General features: G+C 63.0%; 15 protein-coding genes. 7 read left to right on the top strand and 8 right to left on the bottom strand.

Features of this window, described 5'->3' with window-relative positions; genetic code table 11:
• Positions 1–54: 54 nt before the first annotated feature.
• From DM807_RS04095 to betC, 3 genes are all read right to left on the bottom strand, one after another.
• Positions 55–1,620: a SulP family inorganic anion transporter gene (locus DM807_RS04095; RefSeq protein WP_179027074.1), complete on the bottom strand. Its 1,566-nt coding sequence runs from the start codon at positions 1,618–1,620 to the stop codon at positions 55–57.
• 127 nt (positions 1,621–1,747) lie between these two features.
• Positions 1,748–2,671, bottom strand: a complete 924-nt coding sequence (choX, locus tag DM807_RS04090) for a choline ABC transporter substrate-binding protein (RefSeq protein WP_012269884.1) — start codon at positions 2,669–2,671, stop codon at positions 1,748–1,750.
• 14 nt (positions 2,672–2,685) lie between these two features.
• The gene (gene betC / locus DM807_RS04085; protein WP_012269885.1) at positions 2,686–4,203 is read right to left on the bottom strand and encodes a choline-sulfatase; all 1,518 of its coding nucleotides are present in this window, start codon (positions 4,201–4,203) and stop codon (positions 2,686–2,688) included.
• Positions 4,204–4,311: 108 nt separating this feature from the next.
• On the opposite strand from betC, the gene DM807_RS04080 reads away from it, so the two are divergent.
• A complete protein-coding gene (locus DM807_RS04080; RefSeq protein WP_012269886.1) occupies positions 4,312–5,211 on the top strand; it encodes a choline sulfate utilization transcriptional regulator in 900 nt (299 codons plus the stop codon).
• Positions 5,212–5,285: 74 nt separating this feature from the next.
• Here the strand turns inward: DM807_RS04080 and DM807_RS04075 are convergent, their stop codons facing one another.
• A complete protein-coding gene (locus tag DM807_RS04075) occupies positions 5,286–5,840 on the bottom strand; it encodes an NAD(P)H-binding protein (protein WP_012269887.1) in 555 nt (184 codons plus the stop codon).
• 52 nt (positions 5,841–5,892) lie between these two features.
• Between DM807_RS04075 and DM807_RS04070 the strand changes: the two genes are divergently transcribed.
• Positions 5,893–6,225, top strand: a complete 333-nt coding sequence (locus DM807_RS04070; protein WP_012269888.1) for a DOPA 4,5-dioxygenase family protein — start codon at positions 5,893–5,895, stop codon at positions 6,223–6,225.
• A gap of 119 nt (positions 6,226–6,344) precedes the next feature.
• Here DM807_RS04070 and trpA read toward each other — a convergent pair whose 3' ends face one another.
• Together trpA and trpB are read right to left on the bottom strand one after the other, a co-directional pair.
• Entirely contained in the window at positions 6,345–7,154 is an 810-nt protein-coding gene (trpA, locus tag DM807_RS04065) for a tryptophan synthase subunit alpha (protein WP_179027073.1), read from the bottom strand.
• Positions 7,151–8,368, bottom strand: coding sequence for a tryptophan synthase subunit beta (trpB, locus tag DM807_RS04060; RefSeq protein WP_012269890.1), 1,218 nt, complete (start codon positions 8,366–8,368; stop codon positions 7,151–7,153). The genes trpA and trpB overlap by 4 nt, the downstream gene beginning before the upstream one ends.
• 110 nt (positions 8,369–8,478) lie before the next feature.
• On the opposite strand from trpB, the gene DM807_RS04055 reads away from it, so the two are divergent.
• Positions 8,479–9,375, top strand: a complete 897-nt coding sequence (locus tag DM807_RS04055) for a LysR family transcriptional regulator (protein WP_179027072.1) — start codon at positions 8,479–8,481, stop codon at positions 9,373–9,375.
• On the opposite strand, the gene DM807_RS04050 is transcribed toward DM807_RS04055, so the two are convergent.
• Entirely contained in the window at positions 9,372–9,695 is a 324-nt protein-coding gene (locus tag DM807_RS04050) for an ElaB/YgaM/YqjD family protein (protein ID WP_179027071.1), read from the bottom strand. The two genes, DM807_RS04055 and DM807_RS04050, sit on opposite strands and share 4 nt — an antisense overlap.
• Positions 9,696–9,845: 150 nt before the next feature.
• Here DM807_RS04050 and DM807_RS04045 point away from each other — a divergent pair, with 150 nt between their 5' ends.
• Positions 9,846–10,061 carry a dodecin gene (locus tag DM807_RS04045; RefSeq protein ID WP_012269893.1) on the top strand — a complete coding sequence of 72 codons (216 nt, stop codon included), beginning with the start codon at positions 9,846–9,848 and terminating at the stop codon, positions 10,059–10,061.
• A gap of 101 nt (positions 10,062–10,162) precedes the next feature.
• A complete protein-coding gene (locus tag DM807_RS04040; RefSeq protein ID WP_003253075.1) occupies positions 10,163–10,384 on the top strand; it encodes a DUF1161 domain-containing protein in 222 nt (73 codons plus the stop codon).
• Positions 10,385–10,421: 37 nt separating this feature from the next.
• On the opposite strand, the gene DM807_RS04035 is transcribed toward DM807_RS04040, so the two are convergent.
• Positions 10,422–11,426, bottom strand: a complete 1,005-nt coding sequence (locus tag DM807_RS04035) for an LLM class flavin-dependent oxidoreductase (protein WP_060494173.1) — start codon at positions 11,424–11,426, stop codon at positions 10,422–10,424.
• A 152-nt stretch (positions 11,427–11,578) separates the two neighbouring features.
• On the opposite strand from DM807_RS04035, the gene DM807_RS04030 reads away from it, so the two are divergent.
• Positions 11,579–12,004 (top strand): OsmC family protein, encoded by a 426-nt coding sequence (locus DM807_RS04030; protein WP_012269895.1) that lies wholly within the window; start codon positions 11,579–11,581, stop codon positions 12,002–12,004.
• Positions 12,005–12,078: 74 nt separating this feature from the next.
• On the top strand, positions 12,079–12,312 hold the full coding sequence (locus tag DM807_RS04025) for a DUF1161 domain-containing protein (protein ID WP_179027070.1): 234 nt from the start codon (positions 12,079–12,081) through the stop codon (positions 12,310–12,312).
• Positions 12,313–12,329: the final 17 nt, after the last annotated feature.

The following is a 12,329-nucleotide window of genomic DNA, read 5'->3' as shown; positions in this document are numbered from 1 at the left end:
AGCGGCCTTGTGTCGCGATGGGCTGCAAGGCAGCCCCAGGATCTCGACCCAACCTCACTCTTCAAACCGGATCGGGCACAACGCCACCCCTTCGAGCTTCTGCAATTCCTCGATCACCTGCGGCCTGGCCCGGTGCAGGGTCAAACTCCCGCCCAACCGCCGCAAGCGCCGCGCCTCGCGGTGCAACATATCCACACCCGAGTAATCGATGAAATTCACCTGCCGCGCATCGATCACCACATGCGGCCCTTGGCAGCGCTGCAAGCGCACCTGCAGGTAATGCGCGGCACCAAAGAAAATCGACCCGCCCACCCGCAACACATCCGCGTCCCCTTCACGGCTTTGCTGCACCCGTGGCCGTGAAGTGCGCTTCAAATAGAAGAACAGCGACGCCAGCACCCCGGCATAGATCGCTGTCTGCAGCTCCAGCAACAACGTCGCCGCCGCCGTCAGCGCCATCACCAGAAACTCCGAGCGGCTGACCCTGAACAGCGCGCGAATCCCTCGATGGTCCACCAACCCCCAACAGATCAGCAGAATGCTGCCGGCCATGGCCGGTATCGGCAGGTGCGCGATCAGGCCGGCGCCGGTAACGGCAAACAACGCCACCCACAGCGCCGAGAACACCCCGGCCATGGGCGAGCGGGCACCCGCCTCGTAGCTCAGGCCGGAGCGGGTGAAGGAACCGGCGGACAGGTAGCCGGAGAAGAATGCACCGGCGATGTTCGACAGGCCCTGTGCGCGTATTTCCTGATCAGGGTCGATCAGTTGTTCCGAACGTGCCGACAACGAGCGGGCAATCGACAGGCTGGTGACCAGCCCCAGCATGCCCACCGCTACGGCGCTGGGCAGCAGACGCAGCATCAGTTCCACATCCAGCAAAGGCAGCGGGCTGAAGGGTGGGAGTTGCCCGGTGAACGCCGTCACCCTTGGCACATGGCCAAAGTAGCCAGGCAGCAACCAGGCCAGCAGGCTCACCAGCATCAGGCTAATCAACAGGCTCGGCCAGCGCGGGCGCCAGAGCTTGAAGGCCACGCCGATCATGACGGTGGCCAAACCCAGAACCAGGGAAGGCAGGTCGACCTCGCCGGCATGGCTGGCCAGGTCCTGCATGGTCTTCAGGGCCGTGGCCTGGCTGGGCAGGTCCATGCCCAGCAGGTTGGGCAGTTGGCCCAGGGCAATGACGATAGCGGCGCCCAGGGTGAAACCGAGTACCACGGAATGGGAAACGAAATTGACCAGCGCGCCAAAGCGCAAAAGCCCGAGCAGCAGCTGGAAGATGCCGCCGAGGAAGGTCAGCAGCAGCACCAGGGTGATGTAATCGGCGCTGCCGGCCACGGCCAACGGGCTGATACTGGCGTAGAGCACGATGGAAATGGCGGCGGTCGGGCCGCAGATCAGGTGCCAGGACGAGCCCCACAGGCAGGCGATCAGCACCGGCACGATGGCAGCGTACAAGCCGTATTCGGCGGGCAGGCCGGCGATCAGGGCATAGGCGATGGATTGTGGCAGGGCGAGGATGGCACCGCTCAGGCCGACCAGCAGGTCCTGGCGCAGGCTGTGGCCCGATTGGCGGGGTAGCCAGGAGAGGAAGGGCAGCAGGTGGATGATGCGATGCATGAGATATTCACATTTCCAAAGGTCCACTGTCCCTCTGTGGGAGCGGGTTTACCCGCGAATGCGTCGGTACATTCACTGCAGCATTCGCGGGTGAACCCGCTCCCACAGGGGCGCGTCGTATCTAAGACTACAGTTTGGCTTTGACGGCCTCCAGGGCATTGCCATCGGCCTTGGTAGTCACTCCAGCCAACCACCCGTCCAGCACCTCGGGATACGTCTTCACCCAAGCCTTGGCCGCGTCATCGAAGCTGATCTTCTTATCCACAACCTCGGCCATGATGGAGTTTTCCATGTCCAGTGTGAACTTAAGGTTACCCAACAGCTTCGCTGCATTCGGGCAGGCTTGTGGATAACCCTTTCGGGTCAGCGTGTACACCTCGCCCTTGCTGCCGAACCACTTTTCCCCGCCGGTCAGGTAGTGCATTTTCAACTTCACGTTCATCGGGTGCGGGGTCCAGCCAAGGAAGGTGATGAACTGCTGCTTCTTCACCGCCCGGTCGACCTGGGCCAGCATCGCCTGCTCGCTGGACTCCACCAGCTTCCACTGGCCAAGGTTGAACTCATTCTTGTCGATGATTTCCTTCAACGACAGGTTGGCCGGGGCGCCGGAGCCGATGCCGTACAATTTCTTGTCGAACTGGTCGGCGTGCTTCTGCAGGTCGGCAAAGTCCTTCACCCCGGCATTCCACACATAGTCGGGCACTGCCAGAGTGAATTCGGTTCCCTCCAGGTTACGCGACAGCTGCTGCACATCGCCGTTGGCGATGAACTTGTCATGGAAGCCTTGCTGCGCCGGCATCCAGTTGCCGAGGAAGGCATCGACGCGGCCGTCCTTCAGGCCGCCATAGATGATTGGCACGGCCAGGCTGTCGATTTTCACCTGGTAGCCCAGGCTTTCCAGTAACAGGCGGGCGACGGCGTTGGTCGAGGCAATATCGCTCCAGCCGGGGTCGGCCATTTTCACGGTACTGCATTGCGCGTCGCTGTCGGCGGCGTGGGCCGTGGCGGTGCTTATGGCCAGGGCGAACACGGCGGCGGAGAACTTGTGCATGGCGGCCTCTCTTCTCAATCCAGGGGGGCGGGCTGTGGATAACGTGCCTTGCGCTCGAGGTCGTCGAGATCGATGTGGTTGCGCATGTACTGTTGGCTGGCGTCCACCAGCGGTTGGTGGTCCCAGCTTTTCAGCGTGCCGATGGCCAGCGCCTCGGCCACCAGGCGGCGGCGCCGCTGGCTGGCCAGTACCTGCTGGCGCAGGCTGGGGATATCCCAGCGCTGTTGTGCTTCATCGACAAATGCCTGCAGCAGCGCCTGATGCTCCGGGCTGCCGGTGAGGTTCTCCCGCTCGTGCGGGTCGCGGCTCAGGTCATAGAGTAGGCTGGGGTCATCCTCGCTGTACACGAACTTGTACGGCCCGCGGCGGATCATCATCAGCGGGCCGACGGTGCCTTCGGCCATGTATTCGCCGATCACTTCATCGTGACCGCCCTGCCCTTGCAGATGGCCGACAAGCGAGCGGCCGTCCAGGTGCAGGCTTTTATCCACAGCCCCGCCGGCCAGTTCGACCAGGGTTGGCAGCAGGTCGCAGGTCGATACCGAGGCGCTGACCCGGCCTGCTGCAAAGCGCTTGGGCGCATGGACAAGCAGCGGAACCCGCGCCGACATCTCGAACCAGTGCATCTTGTACCAGAGGCCACGCTCGCCAAGCATGTCGCCGTGGTCGCCGGAGAACACGATCAGGGTGTCGTCGGCGAGGTTGCACTCCTCCAGGGTTTGCAGCAGCTGGCCGATGTTGTCGTCGATGTAGCTGCAAGCGCCGAAGTAGGCGCGGCGGGCGTCGCGGATCTTTTCCATAGGCAGCGGCTTGTTCCACAGGTCATAGACCTTCAGCAGGCGCTGCGAATGCGGGTCGAGTTCTGCCTGGCCGAACTCGGCACGGGGCATGGGGATATCCACACCCTCGTAGCGGTCCCAGTAACGCTTGGGGATGGTGTAGGGGTCGTGCGGGTGGGTCATGGAAACGGTCAGGCAGAACGGTCGGCCATCGTTATCACGCACGTGGTCGTACAGGTACTGGCGTGCCTTGAACACCACTTCTTCGTCGAAATCCAGCTGGTTGGTGCGCACGCACGGACCGGCCTGCAGCACCGAGGACATGTTGTGGTACCAGCTCGGGCGAACATCCGGCTCATCCCAGTTCACTGCCCAGCCATAGTCGGCTGGGTAAATATCGCTGGTCAGGCGCTCTTCGTAGCCATGCAGTTGGTCCGGGCCGCAGAAGTGCATCTTGCCTGACAGTGCGGTGCGGTAACCCAGGCGGCGCAGGTAGTGGGCATAGGTCGGCACATCGGCAGGGAAATCGGCGGCATTGTCGTAGGCTCCGATGCGGCTAGGCAGTTGGCCGCTGACCAGGGTAAAGCGGGACGGTGCGCACAGCGGGCTGTTGCAGTAGGCCGACTCGAACACCACCGCCTGCTCGGCCAGGCGGCTCAGGTGCGGCATCTGGATGGGCGAAGGGGCGTAGATTGGCAGCAAGGGTGCGGCCATCTGGTCGGCCATGATGAACAGGATATTCGGGCGCGTCATGGTGGCTTCCATCGTTTGGAGTTATGCGATCTGCTTGCCTACCAAGATGAGACTGTGGATAACATGGGTAAAGCCCATGGTGGGCAATGACTGGGATTAGCTGAGCTTATGTTTGACCACCTCGCAGAGTTGTCGCTGGATACCTTGCGCGTATTCGAAGCCGCAGCACGCCTGCGGGGCTTTACCGCTGCGGCGCTGGCGCTGGGTACCACGCAGCCGGCCGTGAGCCAGCAGGTTAAGCGCCTGGAAGCACAGCTGGGCACGCGCCTGTTCGATCGCATTTACCGGGGCATCGAGTTGACCGAGGCCGGCCAGGTGTTGTTCCAGCAGGTGCACCAGGGCCTGCAGGCGATGGATGACGGCATTGCCCAAGCCACCGGTCGCGGCCAGCGCGAGGTGCTGCAGGTGGCCACCGACTTTGCTTTTGCGGCGTTCTGGCTGATGCCAAGGCTGCAGCGCTTTCATGAGGCTTATCCACAGGTGGATGTGAGCCTGGTCACCGGTGAACGCAGCCAGGGGATGCTGCGCCCGGACATCGATGTGGCGGTGCTTTTCGGTGATGGGCGCTTTCACCAGGGCGAAAGCCGCTGGCTGTTCGATGAGGAAGTTTTCCCGGTGTGCAGCCCCCGGCTGACGGATGGCAAACCCTTGTCAGCCGTGGCTTTGCAACGATTGCCCTTGCTGCATTTGAAGGGCGAGCAAGCCAGCCGCTGGTTTGACTGGGCGGGGGTGTTTCGCGGGTTTGGTGTGGCCAGCCCGCCGGCGGCGGGGCAGTTGCGTTTCGACAACTACACGTTGCTGATTCAGGCAGCGATTGCTGGCCAGGGCGTGGCGATTGGGTGGGGGCACTTGGTGGATAAGTTGGTGGAGCAAGGGTTGCTTTGCCGGCCTTTGGAGGGGAGTTTGCGCTCGGAGCGTGGATATTATGCGGTTCTGCCACCGCGCAAGCGGCGTGGGGCGCTGATCGAGCGGTTTGTCGGTTGGCTGGAGCATGAGCGCAGCCTTTGAGATTTTGGGCCGCTTTGCGGCCCATCCGACCGGTACGGCGCCCCGGCGAGGCCGCTCCCACAGGCTGCTCAGATCTAGACCACGAAGTTCAGATGCTCGCCCCGGTGCAGGTCCAGTTCCAGCATATCCGCCATCCCCGCCGCCACACGTGCCCACCCCTCATCGGGCAACGCCTGCGGCGTATTGATCAGGGTCCAGCGCAACGCACTGCGCTGCAACCCATCAACCACATGGTCCACGCATTCCCGCTCTGCCTCGCTGTACTTGCCCGGCTCATCCAGCACAGCGAAATCGCCCACCAGCAACAGCCGGCGTATAGTCGTACGCTCAAGCCCCGCCACCAGTGCCTCGCTCAGGCGTGCTTGCCCCGGCAAGTCACCTGGCGCCAGCGCCGATAGCAGGGCGATTACTGCCGAGCCGCCTGCCGCGCCCTGTTCAGCCTGGTCGGCATCGTGCAGCCCGCCTATCTTGAAGTGCAGGCCCGGGCGCGCTGTGTGGCGGTTGAGGTCATCAACCACGGCGGTGACTTCGTGCTGGCGCGACAGCAGCTCGGCCATCAGGGCATTGCCCAGGCTGCTTTCAGGCCCGAACAAGACCAGTTTGTACACTGGGGTTTCGGCGTTTTTCACTGCATCACTCCCTTTGCAGGTGGTGATGGTTGGACCGCAATCAGGAGTTATCGTGCAGAGGATCAAGGGTTACCACGCCCACGTTTATTACGACGCAGCGACCATGGAGCAGGCCCGGGAACTGTGCGAGGAGGCGGCGCGGCTGTTCCCCGTGACGATGGGGCGCATGCACCAGAAGCCGGTGGGGCCGCACCCGGACTGGAGTTGCCAGCTGGCGTTCGAGCCGGAGTTCGTGGGCGTGGTGCTGCCATGGCTGGCGCTGTATCGGAAGGGTTTGGTGGTGTTCATGCACCCGCTGACCGGGGATGAGCTGGCGGACCACCGGGATCATGCGATCTGGATGGGGGCTTTGCGGCCCTTGGACCTGTCGATTTTTGGTGGGTAGATTGGTATGCCTGTGCCGGCGTCTTCGCGGGTAAACCCGCTCCCACAGGTACTGCACAGACCTTGAGAGCGGCGCGTTCCTTGTGGGAGCGGGTTTACCCGCGAAGCAGGCGACGCGGTTTAGCGACGGGCGCCGCGCACCCCTTCAGCCAGTGCCGAGCACAGGCTGAGCACATCATTCACTGCCTGGTCGGCACTCTTGGCCTGGGCAATCTTGTCGACCAGCGCCGAACCCACCACTACACCATCCGCCAGGCGGGCGATGTTCGCAGCCTGCTCCGGGGTACGGATGCCGAAACCAACGCTGATCGGCAGGTCGGTATGCCGGCGCAGGCGGGCAATGGCTTCGGTCACGTGCTCGGTGGTCGCCGAGCCGGCACCGGTCACCCCGGCCACCGACACGTAGTAGACAAACCCGGAGCTGCGCTCCAGCACCCGCGGCAGGCGCGCATCGTCGGTGGTCGGTGTGGTCAGGCGGATGAAGTCGATGCCTGCGGCCTGGGCCGGGGTGGCCAGTTCGGCGTCGTGCTCTGGCGGCAGGTCGACGATGATCAGGCCATCGACGCCCGCTACTTTGGCTTCAGCCACGAACGGTTCCACGCCAAAGCGGTGGATCGGGTTGTAGTAGCCCATCAGCACGATTGGCGTGGTCTGGTTATCCACACGGAATTCGCGAACCATCTGCAGGGTCTTGGCCAAGGTCTGGCCAGCTTCCAGGGCGCGCAGGGTGGCCAGCTGGATGGCCACGCCATCGGCCATCGGGTCGGTGAACGGCATGCCCAGTTCGATCACGTCGGCGCCAGCGGCCGGCAGCCCCTTGAGGATCTGCAGCGAGGCGTCGTAGCCCGGGTCGCCTGCGGTGACGAAGGTGACCAGTGCCGAACGGCCTTCGGCCTTCAGTTCGGCGAAGCGTTGTTCAAGACGGCTCATGCCTGTTTCTCCTGGGCGGCCATGTGGTTCATGACGGTTTGCATGTCTTTGTCGCCGCGGCCTGACAGGCACACGACCATCAGGTGGTCCTTGGGCAGCTTCGGTGCGCGCTTGATCGCTTCGGCCAGGGCGTGGGAGCTTTCCAGGGCCGGGATGATGCCTTCCAGGCGGCAGGTGGCGTGGAACGCATCCAGCGCTTCGTCATCGGTGATGCTGACGTATTCGACGCGCTTCACTTCGTGCAGGTAGGCGTGTTCCGGGCCGATGCCTGGGTAGTCGAGGCCTGCGGAAATCGAGTGGGCGTCGGTGATCTGGCCGTCTGCATCTTGCAGCAGGTAGGTACGGTTGCCGTGCAGTACGCCCGGTACGCCGCCGTTCAGGCTGGCGGCGTGCTTGTCGGTGTGCACGCCGTGGCCACCGGCTTCGACGCCGATGATCTGCACGCTCGGCTCTTCGAGAAACTCATGGAACAGGCCCATGGCATTGGAGCCACCGCCAACGCAGGCAACCAGGCTGTCTGGCAGGCGGCCTTCCTTCTCTTGCAACTGGGCGCGGGTTTCTTTGCCTATGATCGACTGGAAGTCGCGAACCATCGCCGGGTACGGGTGTGGACCCGCCACGGTGCCGATCAGGTAGAAGGTGTCTTCGACGTTGGTCACCCAGTCGCGCAGAGCTTCGTTCATGGCGTCTTTGAGGGTGCCGGTGCCGGCAGTGACCGGGACGATCTCGGCGCCCAGCAGTTTCATGCGGAACACGTTGGCCTGCTGGCGCTCGATGTCGGTGGCGCCCATGTAGATCACGCAAGGCAGGCCGAAGCGGGCGGCGACGGTGGCGGTAGCCACACCGTGCATGCCGGCGCCGGTTTCGGCGATCAGGCGCTTCTTGCCCATGCGTTTGGCCAGCAGCACCTGGCCGATGCAGTTGTTCACCTTGTGCGCGCCGGTGTGGTTGAGCTCTTCACGCTTGAAGAAGATTTTCGCGCCGCCGCAGTGCTCGGTCAGGCGTTCGGCGAAGTACAGCGGGTTGGGGCGGCCGATGTAGTCGCGCTGGAAATAGGCCAGCTCTTCAAGGAACTTGGGGTCTGCCTTGGCCGCTTCGTATTCGCGGGCCAGGTCCAGCACCAGTGGCATCAGGGTTTCGGCCACGTAGCGGCCGCCGAACGAGCCGAACAGGCCATTGGCGTCGGGGCCGGGGCGGTATTGGGACTGGGTCATGGGGCGCTCCAGGGCGTAATGAATGAGTGATGGGCTTTACTCTAACCACGGCAGGCCCCGCTGAAAACCGATAAGATTGCGCAAACTTGTCAGAAAAACTCACAGGTAACATGGCCCACGACCTCCCTCCCCTGAACGCCCTGCGCGCCTTCGAGGCAACCGCCAGGCTCAACAGCGTTAGCCAGGCGGCTGAAGCGCTGCATGTCACCCATGGCGCAGTCAGCCGGCAGATCAAGGTGCTGGAGGAGCACCTTGGCGTAGCCCTGTTCGTCAAGGACGGGCGTGGCATCAAACTCACAGATGCCGGCGTGCGCCTGCGTGATGCCAGTGGCGAGGCTTTCGACCGGCTGCGCAGCGTGTGTGCCGAACTCAGCCATGATGTCAGCGAGGCACCGTTCGTGCTGGGCTGCTCGGGCAGCCTGCTGGCGCGCTGGTTTATTCCCAGGCTGGGGCGACTCAAGGCGGAATTACCTGAATTGCGTCTGCACTTGTCGGCAGGTGAAGGCGACCTCGACCCGCGTCGTCCAGGGCTCGATGCATTGCTGGTGTACGCAGAGCCTCCGTGGCCTGCGGACATGCAGGTGCATGTGCTGGCCGAAGAGCGTATCGGCCCGGTGCTCAGCCCCCACTTTGCCGGCTTCGAACGCTTGCGCGGCGCGCCTGCCAGCGCCTTGCTGGAGGAGGCCCTTTTGCATACCACCTCACGGCCACAAGCATGGCCAACCTGGGTTCGGCAGCAGGGGTTGGACCCGGCCGGGTTGCACTATGGCCAGGCGTTCGAGCATTTGTATTACTTGCTGGAGGCTGCAGTCGCGGGCCTTGGCGTGGCCATTGCGCCGCAGCCGCTGGTGGCGGATGACTTGAGGGCTGGACGGCTCAGCGCGCCGTGGGGGTTTTCCCCTACGCGGGCAGCGCTGGCGTTGTGGGTGCCACGGCGCGCCGCGGATGGGCGCGCCGAGCAACTGGCGCAGTGGCTGCGCCGTGAGTTGCAACGCCAGGCGGGTTAGTTGCGACGCGACAACAGATAGGCCGCCAGCAGACCGAGGGCACCAATGGCTACGCCTGCCGTTGTAATCGGGTGTTCCTGGGCGTAATCACGGGTGGCGATGCCGGTCTGGCGGGTGCGGGTCTTCACTTCCTCATAAGCATCGCTGAGCAGGCTGCGCGAGTGTTTCAGCGCGCTTTCGGCGTTGCTGCGGATTGCCTTCACCGACTTCTGGGATTCTTCCGACGCATCGTGCTTGAGGTTCTCCAGGCTTTTCAGAAGGCTCTCGATCTCCGCTTCCATGCTTTCCAGGGACTTTTTGCGCAGCGAGTTGCGGTGCATGTTGACTCTCCTTTGCAGAATGGACTGTAAGAAATGCGACCCTCGGCCTGCGTGAAAGTGCGATCGAACTTTCGCTGACGGTGATGGCTCGCAGGTAAACCAGGCCTGCGCTGCTAGGCTCAATCTCACAGTCACCCATGGAGAGCGCTCATGACCGATCATCACACCTACAAGAAGATCGAACTGGTAGGGTCTTCGCCCACCAGTATCGAAGATGCGATCAACAATGCCCTGGCCGAAGCCGGCAAAAGCATCAAGCACCTGGAATGGTTCGAAGTGGTCGATACCCGTGGCCATATCCGCGATAACAAGGCAGCGCACTTCCAGGTCACGCTGAAGGTGGGCTTTCGTATCGCCAACAGCTGAAACAGCGCCGGGCTGGATGATCTCGGCGTGATGGAGTATTTAAGAGAGGGGCGCCTTGGCGGGCGCCCTTTCTGATTTCATCTGCACAAGGAAAGCGAGTGATGAACAAACTGATTCTGGCGCTGGGCCTGATGACCCTGGCCGGTGGTGCGCTGGCAGCGGGCAAGCCGTGCGAGGAGCTGAAGGCGGAAATTGCGGCCAAGCTGGATGCCAAGGGTGTCACTGGCTACAAGCTGGAGATCGTCAAGAAAGGCGACCCGGCGGGCAAGGTGATTGGTAGCTGCGAGGCCGGTACCAAGGAGATTGTGTACCGGCGCGGCTGATGTGTTGGCTTCTTCGCGGGCAAGCCCGCGAAGGGGCTCATTCGGCTTTGAGGGCCTGTGCCATCAGTTCATAAGACCGAATCCGGTCCTCATGCTCATACAGGTCACAGGTAAAGATCAGTTCGTCCGCCCCGGTCTGCTCCAGCAGCACCTCCACCTTGGCCCGCACCTTCTGCGGGCTGCCGATCATCGCCAGGCCCAGGAAACTGCCCACCGCGTCGCGTTCATGGGGCAACCACAGCCCATCCATGCTTTCCACCGGCGGTTTCTGCATCAGGCTTTGCCCACGAATCAGCGCGAGAATGCGCTGATACACCGAGGTAGCGAGGAATTCGGCCTTCTCGTCGGTTTCCGCCACCACCATGGGAATGCCCAACATCACATAGGGCTTGTCCAGCGTGGTCGATGGCTTGAAATGATTGCGGTACACGCGAATGGCCTCGTGCATGTAGCGCGGCGCGAAATGCGAGGCGAAGGCGTAGGGCATGCCGCGTATGCCGGCCAGCTGGGCGCTGAACAGGCTGGAGCCCAGCAACCACATGGGCACGTCGGTATCGTGCCCCGGTACGGCGATCACTTTTTGATCATCGGTGCGTGGCCCGAGGTAGCGCGACAGCTCCTCGACATCGTCCGGGAAGTCGTCCGGGCCGCCTGCGCGGTCACGTCGCAGGGCATAGGCCGTCATCTGGTCCGAACCCGGCGCACGGCCTAGGCCCAGGTCGATACGCCCTGGATACAGGCTGGCCAGGGTGCCGAACTGCTCAGCGATCACCAGCGGCGCATGGTTGGGCAGCATGACCCCGCCAGAGCCCACGCGAATGGTCGAAGTCCCCCCGGCCAGGTAACCGATCAGCACCGATGTGGCTGAGCTGGCGATGCCGTCCATGTTGTGGTGCTCGGCCACCCAGAAGCGGTTGTAGCCAAAGCGCTCGACGTGCTGCGCCAAGTCCAGAGAGTTGCGCAGCGACTGCGCCGGGCCTGCGCCTGCGCGCACGGGCACCAGGTCGAGGGTGGAAATCTTCAGGTCACGCAGCTGCGTCATGGTGCCTCCGCAAAAGTGGTTGGCCAGCGGCCTCTTTGACTCTGTATGGGCGCATTCGTTGGATTCAATGCCTGCACTCATATTGCGCTGAACTTGCGGCTGGCGGCAGGCCTCTGAACGGTAGGTAAGTAACCCAGTGACCAGGAGGCATCATGAAAAAGACAGCATCGGCAATCTGGCAAGGTGGCCTGAAGGATGGCAAAGGCCTGCTTTCTACCGAAAGTGGCGCACTCAAGCAGAACCCTTACGGCTTCAACACCCGTTTTGAAGGCACGCCCGGGACCAACCCGGAGGAGCTGATCGGGGCGGCGCATGCCGGCTGTTTCTCGATGGCGCTGTCGATGATGCTGGGTGAAGCGGGGCTGACCGCGGACCGGATCGACACTGCGGCCGAGGTGACGCTCGACAAGCAAGCGGATGGTTTTGCCATTACGGCTGTGCACCTGGTGCTCAGGGCCAAGGTGCCTGGGGCCAGCGAGGCGCAGTTCCTGGAGATCGCCAACAAGGCCAAGGAAGGGTGCCCGGTGTCCAAGGTGTTGAACGCCAAGATCAGCCTGGATGCAGCGTTGGTGGGCTGAAGCGGCGCAACGGTGGCGCTTTGCTGTAGTCTAAACAGCGTCGGCAGCACCACTGCCTTTTCAGGAGCCGTTCCATGATTCGCGTAGCAATCGCCGTGTTGGCTTCCCTGGTCGCCACGTCTGCGTTGGCGGGGGTGAAGCCGTGCGAGGAGCTTAAAGCCGAGATCGAGGCCAAGATCCAGGCCCAGGGGGTGACTTCCTACACCTTGGAGATCGTGCCCAACAGCGAGGCCAAGGACCAGAACATGGTCGTTGGTAGCTGTGATGGCGGGACCAAGAAGATCATTTACCAGAAGAATGATCGGTAGGTTCACGATTTTGGGGC

The sequence above is a fragment of the Pseudomonas hunanensis genome, assembly GCF_013393325.1.
GTDB classification, from domain to species: domain Bacteria; phylum Pseudomonadota; class Gammaproteobacteria; order Pseudomonadales; family Pseudomonadaceae; genus Aquipseudomonas; species Aquipseudomonas putida_P.
Note: the sequence above shows the minus strand (reverse complement) of the source record. Positions and strands in the feature narration are given on the sequence as shown.

Excerpts from the sequence above, each read along its gene's own strand:
- DM807_RS04095 (WP_179027074.1), bottom strand. The coding sequence starts at position 1,620 with ATGCATCGCATCATCCACCTGCTGCCCTTCCTCTCCTGGCTACCCCGC.
- choX (WP_012269884.1), bottom strand. The coding sequence starts at position 2,671 with ATGCACAAGTTCTCCGCCGCCGTGTTCGCCCTGGCCATAAGCACCGCC.
- betC (WP_012269885.1), bottom strand. The coding sequence starts at position 4,203 with ATGACGCGCCCGAATATCCTGTTCATCATGGCCGACCAGATGGCCGCA.
- DM807_RS04080 (WP_012269886.1), top strand. The coding sequence starts at position 4,312 with ATGTTTGACCACCTCGCAGAGTTGTCGCTGGATACCTTGCGCGTATTC.
- trpA (WP_179027073.1), bottom strand. The coding sequence starts at position 7,154 with ATGAGCCGTCTTGAACAACGCTTCGCCGAACTGAAGGCCGAAGGCCGT.
- trpB (WP_012269890.1), bottom strand. The coding sequence starts at position 8,368 with ATGACCCAGTCCCAATACCGCCCCGGCCCCGACGCCAATGGCCTGTTC.
- DM807_RS04055 (WP_179027072.1), top strand. The coding sequence starts at position 8,479 with ATGGCCCACGACCTCCCTCCCCTGAACGCCCTGCGCGCCTTCGAGGCA.
- DM807_RS04050 (WP_179027071.1), bottom strand. The coding sequence starts at position 9,695 with ATGCACCGCAACTCGCTGCGCAAAAAGTCCCTGGAAAGCATGGAAGCG.
- DM807_RS04045 (WP_012269893.1), top strand. The coding sequence starts at position 9,846 with ATGACCGATCATCACACCTACAAGAAGATCGAACTGGTAGGGTCTTCG.
- DM807_RS04040 (WP_003253075.1), top strand. The coding sequence starts at position 10,163 with ATGAACAAACTGATTCTGGCGCTGGGCCTGATGACCCTGGCCGGTGGT.
- DM807_RS04035 (WP_060494173.1), bottom strand. The coding sequence starts at position 11,426 with ATGACGCAGCTGCGTGACCTGAAGATTTCCACCCTCGACCTGGTGCCC.
- DM807_RS04030 (WP_012269895.1), top strand. The coding sequence starts at position 11,579 with ATGAAAAAGACAGCATCGGCAATCTGGCAAGGTGGCCTGAAGGATGGC.
- DM807_RS04025 (WP_179027070.1), top strand. The coding sequence starts at position 12,079 with ATGATTCGCGTAGCAATCGCCGTGTTGGCTTCCCTGGTCGCCACGTCT.